12 protein-coding genes are annotated in these 14,043 nt (G+C 70.3%); 7 read left to right on the top strand and 5 right to left on the bottom strand.

What is annotated here, in order from left to right:
- Positions 1-144: 144 nt before the first annotated feature.
- Complete coding sequence (locus tag VET29_RS21450; protein ID WP_324923231.1) at positions 145-975, bottom strand: metallophosphoesterase; 831 nt, start codon at positions 973-975, stop codon at positions 145-147.
- 123 nt (positions 976-1,098) lie between these two features.
- On the opposite strand from VET29_RS21450, the gene VET29_RS21445 reads away from it, so the two are divergent.
- Positions 1,099-2,118, top strand: a complete 1,020-nt coding sequence (locus VET29_RS21445; protein ID WP_324923229.1) for a C40 family peptidase — start codon at positions 1,099-1,101, stop codon at positions 2,116-2,118.
- Between the two features lie 40 nt (positions 2,119-2,158).
- Here the strand turns inward: VET29_RS21445 and VET29_RS21440 are convergent, their stop codons facing one another.
- The gene (locus VET29_RS21440) at positions 2,159-3,463 is read right to left on the bottom strand and encodes an MFS transporter (protein ID WP_324923228.1); all 1,305 of its coding nucleotides are present in this window, start codon (positions 3,461-3,463) and stop codon (positions 2,159-2,161) included.
- An 82-nt stretch (positions 3,464-3,545) separates the two neighbouring features.
- Between VET29_RS21440 and VET29_RS21435 the strand changes: the two genes are divergently transcribed.
- Both VET29_RS21435 and VET29_RS21430 read left to right on the top strand, forming a co-directional pair.
- Entirely contained in the window at positions 3,546-4,955 is a 1,410-nt protein-coding gene (locus VET29_RS21435; RefSeq protein ID WP_324923226.1) for a PLP-dependent aminotransferase family protein, read from the top strand.
- Positions 4,956-5,025: 70 nt separating this feature from the next.
- Complete coding sequence (locus tag VET29_RS21430; RefSeq protein WP_324923224.1) at positions 5,026-6,474, top strand: aldehyde dehydrogenase (NADP(+)); 1,449 nt, start codon at positions 5,026-5,028, stop codon at positions 6,472-6,474.
- A gap of 51 nt (positions 6,475-6,525) precedes the next feature.
- On the opposite strand, the gene VET29_RS21425 is transcribed toward VET29_RS21430, so the two are convergent.
- Entirely contained in the window at positions 6,526-8,415 is a 1,890-nt protein-coding gene (locus VET29_RS21425) for a gamma-glutamyltransferase family protein (protein WP_324923222.1), read from the bottom strand.
- 131 nt (positions 8,416-8,546) lie between these two features.
- On the opposite strand from VET29_RS21425, the gene VET29_RS21420 reads away from it, so the two are divergent.
- Complete coding sequence (locus VET29_RS21420; RefSeq protein WP_324923220.1) at positions 8,547-8,828, top strand: metal-sensitive transcriptional regulator; 282 nt, start codon at positions 8,547-8,549, stop codon at positions 8,826-8,828.
- Positions 8,829-9,126: 298 nt separating this feature from the next.
- Here the strand turns inward: VET29_RS21420 and VET29_RS21415 are convergent, their stop codons facing one another.
- Complete coding sequence (locus tag VET29_RS21415) at positions 9,127-10,179, bottom strand: helix-turn-helix transcriptional regulator (protein WP_414636554.1); 1,053 nt, start codon at positions 10,177-10,179, stop codon at positions 9,127-9,129.
- Between the two features lie 63 nt (positions 10,180-10,242).
- Between VET29_RS21415 and VET29_RS21410 the strand changes: the two genes are divergently transcribed.
- The gene (locus tag VET29_RS21410) at positions 10,243-11,394 is read left to right on the top strand and encodes an epoxide hydrolase (protein WP_324923218.1); all 1,152 of its coding nucleotides are present in this window, start codon (positions 10,243-10,245) and stop codon (positions 11,392-11,394) included.
- Positions 11,395-11,747: 353 nt separating this feature from the next.
- On the opposite strand, the gene VET29_RS21405 is transcribed toward VET29_RS21410, so the two are convergent.
- Positions 11,748-12,371, bottom strand: coding sequence for an alpha-ketoglutarate-dependent dioxygenase AlkB (locus tag VET29_RS21405; protein ID WP_324923217.1), 624 nt, complete (start codon positions 12,369-12,371; stop codon positions 11,748-11,750).
- A 150-nt stretch (positions 12,372-12,521) separates the two neighbouring features.
- On the opposite strand from VET29_RS21405, the gene VET29_RS21400 reads away from it, so the two are divergent.
- Positions 12,522-13,070 carry a type 1 glutamine amidotransferase domain-containing protein gene (locus VET29_RS21400; RefSeq protein WP_324923215.1) on the top strand — a complete coding sequence of 183 codons (549 nt, stop codon included), beginning with the start codon at positions 12,522-12,524 and terminating at the stop codon, positions 13,068-13,070.
- Complete coding sequence (locus VET29_RS21395) at positions 13,070-14,041, top strand: TIGR03557 family F420-dependent LLM class oxidoreductase (protein WP_324923213.1); 972 nt, start codon at positions 13,070-13,072, stop codon at positions 14,039-14,041. The genes VET29_RS21400 and VET29_RS21395 overlap by 1 nt, the downstream gene beginning before the upstream one ends.
- The last annotated feature ends 2 nt before the right edge of the window (positions 14,042-14,043 follow it).

The raw sequence follows: 14,043 nt of genomic DNA, 5'->3' as shown, positions 1-14,043 counted from the left end.
GTATCAACAAGCTCAAGGGGTTCCGGGCCGTGGCCACCCGTTACGACAAGCGTGACTTCATGTACCAGGCCACCATCGACGTCGCCTCCATCCGGATCTGGCTCAAAGACCCCGTTCCATGATCCACGGGACACGCCCTAGTAGTTAGGGCAGGATGTGGCGCGGCAGTTGCGGCGGGTTCTTCCTCGGTCGCCACTCCCGTGGATAGCCCAGCGACACCTCGAGGAATGGCACTCCGTCGTACACCGTGCTTCGTGGGATGTGCAGATGCCCGTACACCATGACGGCAGTGGGAAACCGGGTGTGCCAGTCGGCGGTCAGCTCGGTGCCGCACCACTGCGCGAACTCTGGATACCGCAGCACCCGTGTCGGCTCCCGTACCAGCGGGTAGTGGTTGACGAACACCATCGGCACCGTCGGGTCGCACTCCTTGAGCCGCCGCTCGGTCTCGGCGACCCGCGCGCGGCACCAGTCGTCCCGGGTCGGGAACGGGTCCGGGTGCAGCATGTACTCGTCCGTGCAGACCACCCCGGTGCTGTGCGCGTACTTGAGCCCCTCCTCCTTCGTCGAGCAGCCGTCTGGACGCCACGTGTAGTCGTAGCCGAGGAACAGCGGCACGACGGTCACCGGCCCGCCCGGCCCGTCCCAGGTCGGGTACGGGTCCTCCGGCGTGACCACGTCGATCCGCCGGCACGTCTCCACCAGCTCCTCGTAGCGCGCCACCCCGCGCAGCTGGATCGGGTCGTCGGGGATCGTCCACAGCTCGTGGTTGCCCGGTACCCACACGACCTTCGCGAACCGCTCGCGCAGCACGGACAGCGCCCACTCGACGTCCGCGACCCGCTCTCCGACGTCGCCCGCCACCAGCAGCCAGTCCGCCGGGGTCTCCGGTTGGATGGCCTCGACGAGCTCGCGGTTCTCCTGATAGGAGACGTGCAGGTCGGATACGGCCGCGAGGTTGCTCACCCGACTCACCCTAACGTTATCCGCGTTGCCCTACCGTGCAGACGTTCGTGCCCGGTTCGCGAGATTTCCAGCGGGATGGCGATCTTTGTTGAACAATGGACACGGCGTCCGAGAACGAGAGGGGAGCTCGGGGTGCGTGCACTGCCCACTTCGTTGGCCGGCATCGGTGGCGCGGTCCTACTGACCGCGACGTTGCTGGTCGTGCCCGCGTCGGCGCAGCCGACGACCGTGGCCGGGCTGCTCGCGCACTACTACGACCTGAGCGCGGAGGCCGAGCTCGTCAACGAGGAGCTGCTGACCGTCCAGGAGCAGCTCACCACCCAGCAGCAGGCGTCCGCCGCCGCGACCAAGGCCGCCGACGAGGCGAAGGCCAACGCCGACAAGCTGCGGACCAAGGCCGACACCGCCCAGGATGTCGACCGGGTCGCCGACGTGCTGTCCTCCCGCGGCGACCTCGACGCGCTGTCCGCGCTCGCCACCAGCACCAGCCCCGACGACCTGGTCGGCAGGCTGGAGGAGCTGAGCCTCGTCGCGCATCTCACCAGCACCCCGCGCCAGGGCGACGCCGCGCTCGCGGCGGCCGAGGACGCGGAGAACACGGCCGTCGCCGCCGCGAAGCAGGCGCAGGACCTCGAGGCGAAGGTGACCGCCAGCGCGAACGACGTGCAGCAGCGCCGCTCCGCGCTCGACGCGCAGATCACCGAGGTCCGCTCGGCGCTCGACAACCTGACGCCCGAGCAGCGGTCCCTGCTGGACGGCATCGAGGACTACGACAGCAGCAACGTCGTCATCCCGGGCGGCAACGCCGGTGCGGTGGTGCAGTTCGCCCTCGGGCAGCTCGGCAAGCCGTACCTGTGGGGCGCGATCGGTCCCCAGTCCTACGACTGCTCGGGCCTGGTGCAGACCGCGTTCCACGCGGCGGGCGTCAACATGCCGCGGGTGTCGCGCCAGCAGGCCACGGTAGGCCGCAAGGTCGCCCGCCCGGACGTCCGCGCGGGCGACCTGATCTTCTTCTACGAGCCGGTCCACCACGTCGCCATCGCCATCGACGCCAACCGGGCGGTCCACGCCCCGAGCTTCGGCGAGGACGTCAAGATCAGCAACATCGACAGCATCGGCCCCATCACGGTAATCCGCCGCGTCCTGGCCTGACCCCCGCGAGTCCCGCGTTCAAACACCGCGAGTCCCGCGTTCACGGACCCCGAGTTGCGGGTTCGTGCACCTCCGGCCCGCACGAACCCACAACTCGGTGTGTTTCAACGCGGGACTCGCGGTGTTCTGGTGCGGGACTCGCGACCGACGGGCGGGTGTGGGCTGCCCAGCGTACGGCCGGGCCCATCGCGATGCCCGCGGCGACGAACACCGCGCCGAGGAGCAGCCAGCCGGCCGTGCCCCAGCCCAGCACCAGCGTCGTCACCAGCAGTGGGCCCAGCATCCTGGCCACGGTGAAGCCGGAGCCGAAGAACCCCTGGTACTGCCCGTGCCGGCCCTCGGGTGCGAGGCCGAAGCTGATCTCCCACGAGCCGCTCGCCTGCAGCATCTCCGCACCGGCCTGGAGTGTGGCCGCCAGCAGCAGGATCGCCACCGCGAGCCAGGCCGGTGCGCCGAACCCGGACGTCGCGAACACCGCGCACGCGGCGAGCAGCGTGACCCCGGCGTACCGGAGGTGCCGGACCGCGCTGGTCAGGCCCGTCACCCGGTTCGCCACCGTCACCTGGCACAGCACGATCGTCACCGTGTTCAGCACGAGCAGCGCCGACACCGTCCACCCGGGCGCGCTCGTCCGCTCGACGACCCAGAGCGGAATCGCCAGCGTGATCATCGGAATGTGCAGCTGCAGCACCATGTTCAGCAGGGCCACGAGCGCGTAGGGCCGGTCCCGCAACACCGCGAGCCGCGGCTCGCCCTTCGCCCCGGCCGGTGTGGGCGCCACGACCGGCAGCCGCAGCAACACCAGCGCGGACACCACGAAGCTGACCGCGTCGACCACGAACACCGTCAGGTACGCCGTCGCGGTGTCGAACTGCAGCGCCAGCCCGCCGAGCCCGGCGCCGATCGCGATACCCCCGTTGATCGCCGCCGCCAGCGCGGCCCGCACCTTCGTCCGGTCCGCGGCCGTGACCAGCCCCGCGAGCAGGGCCTGCCGCGCCGCGTTCAGCCCCGAGATCGCGCTCGAGTACACGCACGCCACGAGCACGAACGGCACGAACGACCGGACGGCCAGGAACAGCAGCAGAGCGGCGGCCGTGCACAGCGCCAGCACCATCGCGACCCCGCGAGGACCGCGCCGGTCGGCCAGGTGCCCGAGCGGCACGGCCACGACGAACGCGATCGCCCAACCGAGCGTGAGCCCAAACCCCACCTGTGTGGGTGACAGACCCACTATCCGGGTGAAATACAGGGCGGAGCACACCAGGTAGCCGCCGAGCCCGATCGAGTCGGTCAGCTGCGCGACGGCGAGTGGGCGGGCCGGACCCGCCGGTGGCACGATCCTCATGGCGTTGACCGTAGACAGTGGATTGGCCGCACAGAAGAGCCAATATGGAGCGGTTTGGTTGGGCCAATGTACGGTGGCCCGCGTGGAGTTCCACGTCAGCCTGTCCGGGCGCGGCGACCTGTCCGCCCGGATCTACCGGCAGCTGCACGAGGCGGTGCTGGACGGCCGGCTGCGCTCCGGCGAGCGGCTGCCGCCCACCCGTGAGCTGGCCCGCCAGCTCGCCGTCTCCCGCAACACCGTCGCGCTGGCCTACGAACGGCTGACCGCCGAAGGCTTCCTGGTCGGCCGGGTCGGCGCCGGCACGTTCGTCTGCGCGACCCCGCCCCCGCCGGCCAGCATGCCCACGGTGGGTGGTGGTGCCGTGTCGGCGCGGCCGGTGTGGCGCGAACTGGCCGCGGACGCCGAAGCGACCGTGCCCGTGCCGTACGACTTCGGCGTCGGCGTGCCGGACGCGCATGGCTTCCCCATCGAGGCGTGGCGCCGGCAGGTCGCGCGCCAGCTGCGGGACCTGGACCTGACCCGGGCCAACTACGGCGACCCGGCCGGCGAGCCGGCGCTGCGTGCGGAGGTCGCGCGGCACATCGGGCTGTCCCGCTCGGTGCGCGTGCCGCCCGCGCAGGTGCTGATCACGAGCGGCGCCCAGCAGGCGCTCGACCTCATCGCCCGGGTGCTGGTCGAGCCGGGCACGCGGGTCGCCGTCGAGGAACCCGGTTACCCGCCGGCGCGGGACCTTTTCATGTCGTTCGGCGCCCAGGTGTCCGGTGCCCTGGTCGACGCGGAAGGCGTTGACGTGCGAGCGATCCCGGCGGGCACGCGGCTCGTGTACACCACGCCGTCGCACCAGTTCCCGCTCGGCCCGCCGATGTCGCTCGGCCGGCGCACGGCCCTGCTGGAGTGGGCGCGCCGCGCGGACGCGGTGGTGATCGAGGACGACTACGACAGCGAGTTCCGCTTCGCCGACCGGCCGCTGGAGCCGCTGCACGGCCTCGACCGCGGCGACCGCGTGCTGTACGTCGGCTCGTTCTCCAAGACCATGCTGCCGATGCTGCGGCTGGGGTTCCTGGTCGCGCCCCCGTCGCTGATGCCCGCGCTGCTGGCCGCGAAACGCCTGTCGGACCGGCAGACCGACGTCACCACCCAGGGCGCGATGGCCCGCTTCATGGCCGACGGGCTGTTCGTGCGGCACGTCCGGCGCTCGACCCGTGAGTACGCGGCCAGGCGGGCGCTGATTCTGGCGGTCCTGCGTCGCGACTTCGCCGACCGGCTGGAGATCGTGCCGTCGACGGCGGGCCTGCACCTGGCCGTCTGGCCCCGCGGCGACGTGGACGTGCCGGCGCTCGTCGAGCGGGCGGCGGCGGCCGGGGTCAGGGTGGAGAACATGGCCGGGTACTACGGGTTCGGCACAGAGCGGCCGGGGCTGGCGATCGGCTACGGCGGAATCGCCCGGCACCGGATCGAGGACGGGTTGCGACTGTTGGACGAGGCGTGGTGAGCATGCGCGACGACCTGGGCGTGGCCGAGGAGCGGGCGCGCGTCGCGCCCGCGGAGGGAGGTGGCCGCGGATGAGCGAGGCGACCAGGTCGACGCTGGACAAGCAGCTGGCGGCGGCCGAGGAGGCGCGGGAGCCGTGTGCCGCGCTGCCGCCCGCGGTCCGGGCCGAGGCGTTGCGGCGCGTCGCGGACGCACTGGACGCGGCCGCGGGCGACCTGGTGCCCCTCGCGCACCGGGAGACCAACCTGCCGGAGCGGCCACGCCTGCACCACGAGCTGGAGCGGACGACGTTCCAGCTGCGCCTGCTGGCGGAGACGGTCATGGAGGGCGGTTACCTGGACGTCGTGCTCGACTCGCCCGACACGTACTGGCCGGCCGGCGGGCGGGCCGACCTGCGGCGGATGCTCGTGCCGGTCGGCCCGGTGGCGGTGTTCGCGGCGTCGAACTTCCCGTTCGCGTTCAGTGTGGCCGGCGGCGACACCGCGGCGGCTCTCGCGGTCGGCTGCCCGGTGGTGGTGAAGGCGAGTCCCGGGCACCCGTCGGTGAGCGACCTCGTCGGTTCGCTCGTGTCGGCCGCGTTGTCCGCGGCCGGCGTGCCCGAAGGCGGGTTCGGCGTGGTGCACGGCTTCGAGGTGGGCCGTTCGCTGGTGACGGACCCGCGGATCAGGGCGGGCGCGTTCACCGGATCGCTCGAGGGTGGGCGTGCGCTGTACGACCTGGCGTGCGCGCGGCCCGACCCGATCCCGTTCTATGCCGAGATGGGCAGTGTGAACCCCGTCTTCGTGACGGAGTCCGCGGTGGCCGAGCGTGCGGAGGGGCTCGCGGAGGGCTACGTCGCGTCGTTCACGCTGGGGAACGGGCAGTTCTGCACGAAGCCGGGCGTGGTGTTCGTGCCGGCGGCCGACGCGCCGGCGTTCGAGTCGTTCGTCGAGGCGGCATTGTCCGGGCAGGTGGCCGAGCCGATGCTGAACGACGACATCGCCGGCCAGTACGCGGCGAGCCTGGCGGCCCTGAGCGCGCACCCGGCCGTGCGGGTGCTGGTGGCGGGGGAGGACACCGCGCCGACGCTGCTGGGCTGCGACGCGGCGGACTTCCTGGCGGCGCGGAAGGAGTTGCTGACCGAGTGCTTCGGCCCGGTGTCGATGGTGGTGCGGTACTCGTCCGAGGCCGAGCTGCTGGAGTGCGCGCGTGCGTTCACCGGTGAGCTGGCCGCGTCGGTGCACGGCTCGGCGCCGGACGAGGCGGTGTCGCGCCTGGTGGCCGTGCTGACCGAGCGGGTCGGCCGGGTGCTGTGGAACGGCTGGCCGACGGGCGTGTCGGTGACGTACGCGATGCACCACGGCGGCCCGTACCCGGCGACGACGTTTCCCGGCCACACGTCGGTCGGCACGACGTCACTCCGGCGTTTCCTGCGGCCCGTGGTGTACCAGAACATGCCGCAGGCACTGCTGCCGGAGGTCCTCCGGGACGGCAACCCGCACGGCGTGCCGAGGCGGATCGACGGCGTGCGGCATCGGTAGTGCAGGTGTCCGCCCACGATCGCCGGGCTCGGCTTCCCGTTGGACACCGCACTAGCGACCGACGGCGTACCCCTGCTGGCCACGGGCGTTGGCGCCGGCCCGGAGCAGTCCGGTCTCGAGGTCCCGGGAGATGGCGGACATCCGCCCGAGGGACCAGCCGTCCATGACCGCCACGTCATGTCCGAGCTTCCTGAGCTCGTCGATGGCGCCGCCGACACGAGACTCGATGAGCAGTTGCGTACTGGTCTCGCGAGGGTAGAAGGAGGACGCGAAGGCGGCGGTGTGCCAGGAGGGCGAGTCGATGGCGGCCTGCAGGTTCATGCCGTGGACGGCGTGGTTGAGGAAGAAGACCAGCTGCCACTGGTCCTGCTGGTCACCGCCGGGCGTCCCGAACGAGAGGTGGATGCCGTCCCGCGTGGCGAAGGAGGGAGAGAGCGTGGTCCGTGGCCGCTTCCCGGGCGCGATGGTGTTGGGCAGCCCGTCCTCGAGCCAGAACATCTGTGCCCTCGTCCCGAGGCAGAACCCGAGGGACTCGATCGTGGGCGAGCTCTGCAACCACCCACCGGACGGGGTCGCGGAGATGACGTTCCCCCACCGATCGGCGACGTCGATGTGGCAGGTGTCGCCGCGGGTGGTGCCCCACCAGTTGACGGTGGGCTCGCCCGGCCGATGCCGAGCGCCCAGGAACCCGTCGTCCTGCCGCAACGCCGGCAGGAAGCCGCCCGAGCGCCCCGAGCCGTACGATCCGCCGCGGTGAAACGCCGGCGGACCGTCCGTGTCCAACGCAGGTCCGCTACTGCCGCCGAGTGTCGGCTCCCCGGTGCCGAACCCCATCGGCGCGGTCCTGCCCTCCAACACGTACTTCGGCAGCCGCCCGAGCCCGTTGCGTAGCGAGGGGCCCGCGTCGTCGCCCACCAACGCGGCCCGCCGAGCGATGTAGGCGGGGTCGAACAGCGGCGAGAGGTCGGCTCCATCGCCGAAGTTGGCATCCCGGTCGGCGAAGGCCAGCTTCGCGACCTCGACCACGCGATGCACCTCGGCCGCGCTGACCGGTTCGGCCGGGTCGCCCAACGCCTCCAGCATGGCCAGCTGCTGGAGCAACACCGGGCCCTGACTCCAGGCGCCGACCTTGTGCACCTGCCACCCGAACACGTCGAGGCTGATCGTGGGCTCGTACGACGGTTGCCAGGCGGCCAGGTCGGCGCCGGTGAGCAACCCGGCGTGCGCGCGCCCGGAGTCGTCCATGATCTCGGTGCGGCAGAACTCGTCGACCGCCTCGGCGACGAACCCCTCGTACCAGGTGCGGATCGCGGCGTCGAGCTGCCGCTCCCGGTCCCCGCCGGCGGCCTCGGCCTCGTCCACCAGACGGCGGTAGGTGGCGGCGAGCGCGGGGTTCCGGAAGAGGTCACCGGCGGCGGGGACGGGCAGCCAGAGTCGGGCCGAGCTGGGCCAGTACTGCTGGAACAGCTGTGTGACGGCGGCGATGGTGTCGACGACGGCAGGCGCCACGGGATGCCCGTGTTCGGCGTACCCGATGGCGAAGTCGAGGATGTCCCGCAGCGGCATGGTGCCGTGGTCCCGGAGGAGAGTCAGCCAGGCGCCGACCGCCCCGGGCACGGTGGCGGCGAGCAGTCCGGTCCCAGGTATGACGTCGAGCCCGAGCTCCCGAAACCGCTCCGCGGTCGCACCGCCGGGAGCCACCCCTTGTCCACAAAGGACAGTAGGCGTCGGGTTACCGGCGGTCACGAAGATGGCCGGCACCTCCCCGCCGGGCCCGTTCATGTGCGGCTCGCATACGTGCAGGGTGAACGCAGCGGCGGCGGCCGCGTCAAAGGCGTTGCCGCCCCGTTCGAGGATGGCCATGCCGGCGGAGGAGGCGAGCCAGTGCGTGGAGGCGACCATGCCAAAGGTGCCGGCGAGTTCCGGGCGCGTGGTGAACACGTGATCACGCTAGCCGCTGATGCCCAGCCCAGGGCAAGAAAATTCAACCGGTCGACGTACGGCTGACGTCAGGTACCCCCTGCGGGTATAGTGAAGGGTCACGGGTGCGACACAGCGGAAAGGGCACATCGATGCGCGGCTACACCAGCGACAAGGACGGCTTCCTCAAGCGCCTCCGTCGCATCGAGGGCCAGATCCGCGGCCTACAACGCATGGTGGAGAACGACGAGTACTGCATCGACGTGTTGACGCAGATCTCCGCCGCCACCAAGGCGCTGCAGGCAGTGTCCCTTGGCCTGATGGACGAACACCTGAAGCACTGCGTAGCCCAGGCCCTGACCGACGGCGGCAAGGACGCCGACGAAAAGGTCCGCGAAGCAAGCGAGGCCATAGCCCGCCTGGTGCGCTCCTGAGCCTCTGACAGCCCGCAGCGAGCCCAGCGACCGTTCCGACCCGCCTGAACCTCAGCGCCTCGCTCACGCCGGCAGCACCTCGGCCGACCCCGAAGGCGCTTTTCGACCGCAGTTCGACGCGCACCGCTCGGCGACCGCCCTGGCACGCCCACGAGTGCGGGTACGCGTGACCAAGCCGTCCTGCTCCGGTCGTCGTCATCCCGCCCCGAGTCTCTGCCTGCGCGTGCGCTCCTCGCCCTCGCGCCCGTCCCGGCGCCCGCGACTGCATCCTCGGGCCGGCGGCCCTCGCTACCGGTCATTACTGGCCGGTGGGCTCGCCCGATGCCTTTCGCTCGTTCGTCCCCGGTTCCCCGTCGACGACCGTCTCGTTCGCCGGGGTGGAGTCGCTTGGGGCCGTCGCACGCTGGTAGCGGGACGCCAGCTCACGTAGGTGTGCCACCAGCTCCGGCGGCTCCGTGACATGGAAGTCGAACCCCAGCAGTCCCAGGTGAACCGCCAGCGAGTCGATCGTGTCCGCGCCTGTCTCCAGTACGCACGTCCCCTCGTCGAGGGCCGTCACCGCGCCCACCGCCGGGTTGATGCGTTCCACGACGGAAGCCGCCGCGGCACGTACCGTCACCCGTGCGCGGTATCGCCACGCGGCCGCCGATGCTCGGCTGGACACGTACGACGCCACGTCCGCCTCCGCCAGCGCCCTCGGCGTGAACCGTGGACCCGCCGGTTGCCGCGGCGCGCTCATCCGGTCGACCCGGAACGTGCGCCAGTCGTCGCGTTCCAGGTCGTACGCGACCAGGTACCAGCGGCGGCCCCAGTTGGCCAGGCGGTACGGCTCGACTCGTCGCCGCGACGGCTCGCCGCTGTGGGTCTCGTAGTCGAACCGCAGCGTCTCCTGGTCGCGGCAGGCCATCGCCAACGCGGACAGCACGTCCGGCGCCGCCGTCGGAGTCCGGTCATACCGCGGAACCGGCACGGTATGGCTCTGCAGCGCCCGCACCCGCCTACGCAGGCGGGACGGCAACACCTGCTCCAACTTCGCCAGCGCTCGCAGCGACGTCTCCTCCACGCCTTCGACCGCCCCACTCGTCGCGGTACGAAGACTCAACGCCACCGCGACCGCCTCCTCGTCGTCCAGCAACAGCGGCGGCAGCGCGGCGCCGGCACCCAACCGGTAGCCACCAACCGCCCCACGCGTCGCATGCACCGGATAACCGAGGGCGCGAAGCCGCTCGACGTCGTTGCGCACCGTACGGGGACTGACCTCGAGCCGTTCCGCCAGCTCAGCGCCGGTCCAGTCGCGCGGACTCTGCAACAGCGACAGCAGGCGTAGAAGTCTCGCCGACGTCTCCAACATGGCGACAAGTCTGCCATTCAATTAGGAACGATCTATGCCTAATAGCCTCCTAGCGTTGTACCCATGACGAACAGCATTGAGGTCCGTCCCTTCCACATCGACATCCCGCAGGTCGACCTCGACGACCTCCGTGACCGGCTCGCCCGCACCCGGTGGACCGAGGAACTTCCGGACGCCGGCACGGACGCCGGCACGGACTACGGGGTCACGGTTGACTACGTGCGGCGTCTCGCCAACCACTGGCTGCACGACTACGACTGGCGTGCGTGGGAGGCCAAGCTCAACGCCCACCCGCAGTTCACCACCGAGATCGACGGCCAGAACGTGCACTTCCTGCACATCCGGTCCACGGAGCCGAACGCGTTCCCACTCATCCTCACGCACGGCTGGCCCGGGTCGGTGGTCGAGTACCTCGACGTCATCGGTCCGCTGACCGACCCGAGGGCACATGGCCTCGACCCCGCGCAGGCCTTCGACCTGGTCATCCCGTCGGTGCCAGGTTTCGGCTTCTCCGGTCCGACCAAGGAACGCGGCTGGACGGTTCAGCGCGTGGCCCGGGCGTGGGCCGAGCTGATGCGGCGGCTCGGCTACGAGCGGTACGGCGCGGTCGGCAACGACGGCGGTTCCCTGATCTCACCCGAGGTCGGACGAGTGGATCCGTCGCACGTGGCCGGCGTGCACGTCACACAGATCTTCTCCTTTCCCGGCGGCGATCCCGCCGAGTTCGAGGGTATGACGGAGGACGAGCTCGCCGCCATGGCCCACCTGCAGTGGTTCCACGAGAACCTGGGCGCCTTCGGCCAGGTTCAGGGCCAGCAGCCGCAGACGTTGGCGCATGCGCTGGCCGACTCGCCAGCTGGGCTGATCGGGTGGAACGGTCAGCTATTCGGCGATGCGGTCGACATCGAGTTCGCGCTGACGAATCTGGCGATCTACTGGTTCACCGGCACTTCGGCGTCATCGGCGCGGTTCTACTACGAGAACGCGCACATGGACGCGCCGACAGAACCGACCACCGTCCCGATCGGCCTTGCCGCCTTCGCCGGCGACTTCAAGTCGATTCGCCGGTTCGTCGACCGTGACCACAAGAACGTGGTGTCCTGGCGCGAGTACGACACCGGCGGTCACTATGCGGCACACCAGGCGCCGGACGTGCTGGTCGCCGATATCCGTGGTTTCTTCGGCGATCTGCTCGCGGACCGCGTCGACACCTGAGCCAGCGGCGGGACGGCGTGGTTCCGGCGGTTCCGGACCGGAACCACGCCCGCGCCACACTGGTTGGCATGTGGGGTGTGCGATGTGCCGTCTCGGGTTGGTGCGACCGTCGTGTACGACTCGAATGGGGTCTGGCCGACGCCTTCGTGTCGCGCAGGGGCGGTTGGCAGGGATGTTCGAGTAAGGCGTTCTCCTTTCCGTTCAGGGCTCTGTGTAGGGGAATGCAGCGGGTTCGGGCTGAGAGTTTCGAGTTGGGATCCCGGGTGGAGCGTGGGCTGGAGGCTCGGGACGCGGGGGTGACGGGCGCGGTTCAGGGATCGTCGGAAGGCTCCTTTCTTTGGCAGGTCTGTGTTTCAGCGAACGCCGCGGGGTCGGAACTGGATGCTGATGCGTGGTCCGACCGGCTTGGCCGTCTTCGGCACCGCGTGTTCCCATGTCCGCTGGCACGAGCCGCCCATGACGATCAGGTCGCCGAGGCCCAGTGCGTAGCGGAGGGTTTGGCCGCCGTCCCGCGGCCTGAGTAACAGTGCCCGTGGTGCGCCGACGGAGACGATCGCCACCATCGTGTCCTCCGTGTTCCCGCGGCCGATGCGGTCTCCGTGCCACGCGACGCTGTCCTTGCCGTCGCGGTAGTAGCACAGACCGGCGGTACGGAACGGTTCGCCGAGCTCCGCCGCGTAGTGCGCGCTGAGCGCGTTCCTGGCGTCCGTCAGTACGGGGTCCGGGAGCGGCTCCTGCTCATCATAGAAACACAGCAACCTCGGCACGTCGACGCGGCGGTCGTACATCTGCCGTCGTTCGGCACGCCACGGCACTCCGCTCGCCAGGCGCTCGAAGAGAGTGCCCGCGCCCGTGAGCCAGCCGGGGCGTACGTCGACCCACGCGCCTGCCGTCAGCTCGGTGCGGCGAGTCGGGCCGAGCGAACGAAGACCGACGTCGTCGAGGTCGTCGAGAAGTGATGCTTGGAGTGCTGCCATGCGGGCCACGATACACCGGCTTTCGAACGCCTGAGCGACGCTGACACGAAGGTGTCGAAGGCGCCCGGAGTGGGTGGCGGCTGGGTTTGTCGTCGGCGCAGACGGGTAGTCGCCGAACGTTGGACGGAGATACCGAAAGAGTGAGGTGTCATGCCTGCGATTGACGGCAAGAGGATTGCTTTCCTGGCGACCGACGGCGTGGAGCAGGTCGAGCTCGACCGGCCGTGGCAGGCGGTTGCCGAGGCCGGTGGGCGTCCTGAGCTGGTGTCGCTCGAGTCGGGGGAGATTCAGGCGTTCAACCACCTGGACAAGAGCGACGAGAAGCATGTGGACGTCGCGATCGACGATGCCGACGCCGACTCGTACGACGCTCTGGTGCTGCCCGGCGGTGTCGCCAACGGGGACTTCGTGCGCGCGGACGAGCGTGCCGCGCGGTTCGTCCGCCGGTTCGCCGACGCGCACAAGCCGATCGCGGTGATCTGTCACGGCGGTTGGGTGCTCATCGAGGCGGACGTCGTGCGCGGCAGGACGATGACGTCGTGGCCGAGCCTGCGTACCGACCTCCGCAACGCCGGCGCCACGTGGGTGGACCGGGAGGTCGTCACCGACAACGGTCTCGTGTCGAGCCGGAATCCGGACGACCTCGACGCCTTCTGTGCCAGACTGGTCGAGGAGGTAGCGGAAGGCGCGCACGTCTGATGGTCCACTTCGGATACACGTTGATGACGGAGCAGGCCGGCCCGCGGGAGCTGGTACGGTATGCTGCGGAGGCGGAGCGGGCTGGCTTCGACTTCGAGGTGACGAGCGACCACTACTTCCCGTGGCTCGCGGAACAAGGACATTCGCCGAACGCGTGGGCCACGCTCGGCGCGGTCACTCAGGTAACCGAGCGGGTCGACCTGATGACCTACGTGACGTGTCCGACCATGCGGTACCACCCAACCGTTGTCGCACAACAGGCGGCGACCGTGCAGTTGTTGTCCGGCAACCGGTTCACGCTCGGGCTCGGTGCGGGAGAGAACCTCAACGAGCACGTCGTCGGTCGAGGCTGGCCGCCGGTCAACGTGCGGCACGAGATGCTCGTCGAGGCGGTGCAGATCATCTCCGCGCTGTTCGACGGCGGTTACGTCAACTTCAAGGGTGAACACTTCCGTGTGGACTCCGCGAAGTTGTGGGACCTGCCGGACATTCGCGTGCCCATGGCGGTCGCGGTGTCCGGAAGCCAGTCGGTGCAACGGTTCGCGCCGCTCTCCGACGCGATGATCGCCGTTGAGCCGGAGGCGGGGCTCTGCGACGAGTGGGACCGTTTCGGGCGGCGGGACGCGCCCAAGATCGGTCAGCTACCGGTGTGCTGGGACGCTGATCGTGATGCGGCGATCGCGCGTGCGCACGAACAGTTCCGCTGGTTCGCGGGCGGGTGGAAGGTCAATGCCGAGTTGCCGGGTCCGGCCGGCTTCGCGGCGGCGACCCAGTTCGTCACCAAGGAGGACGTGGCGGAGAACATTCCGTGCGGGAACGATCCGGATGCGATCGTGTCGGCGGTGAAACCCTTCTGGGAAGCGGGTTTCACGCACGTCGCGCTGGTGCAGATCGGCGGTGGCCACCAGGACGGGTTCCTGGCCGCGGCGCGGGATCGCATCCTGCCCGCGCTGCGGGAGGCGTCCGGCTGACG

The organism is Actinophytocola sp., from assembly GCF_035634895.1.
Classification (GTDB): Bacteria; Actinomycetota; Actinomycetes; order Mycobacteriales; family Pseudonocardiaceae; genus Actinophytocola.
The sequence above is the reverse complement of the archived record's forward strand: the minus strand, read 5'-3'. Positions and strand labels throughout refer to the sequence as shown.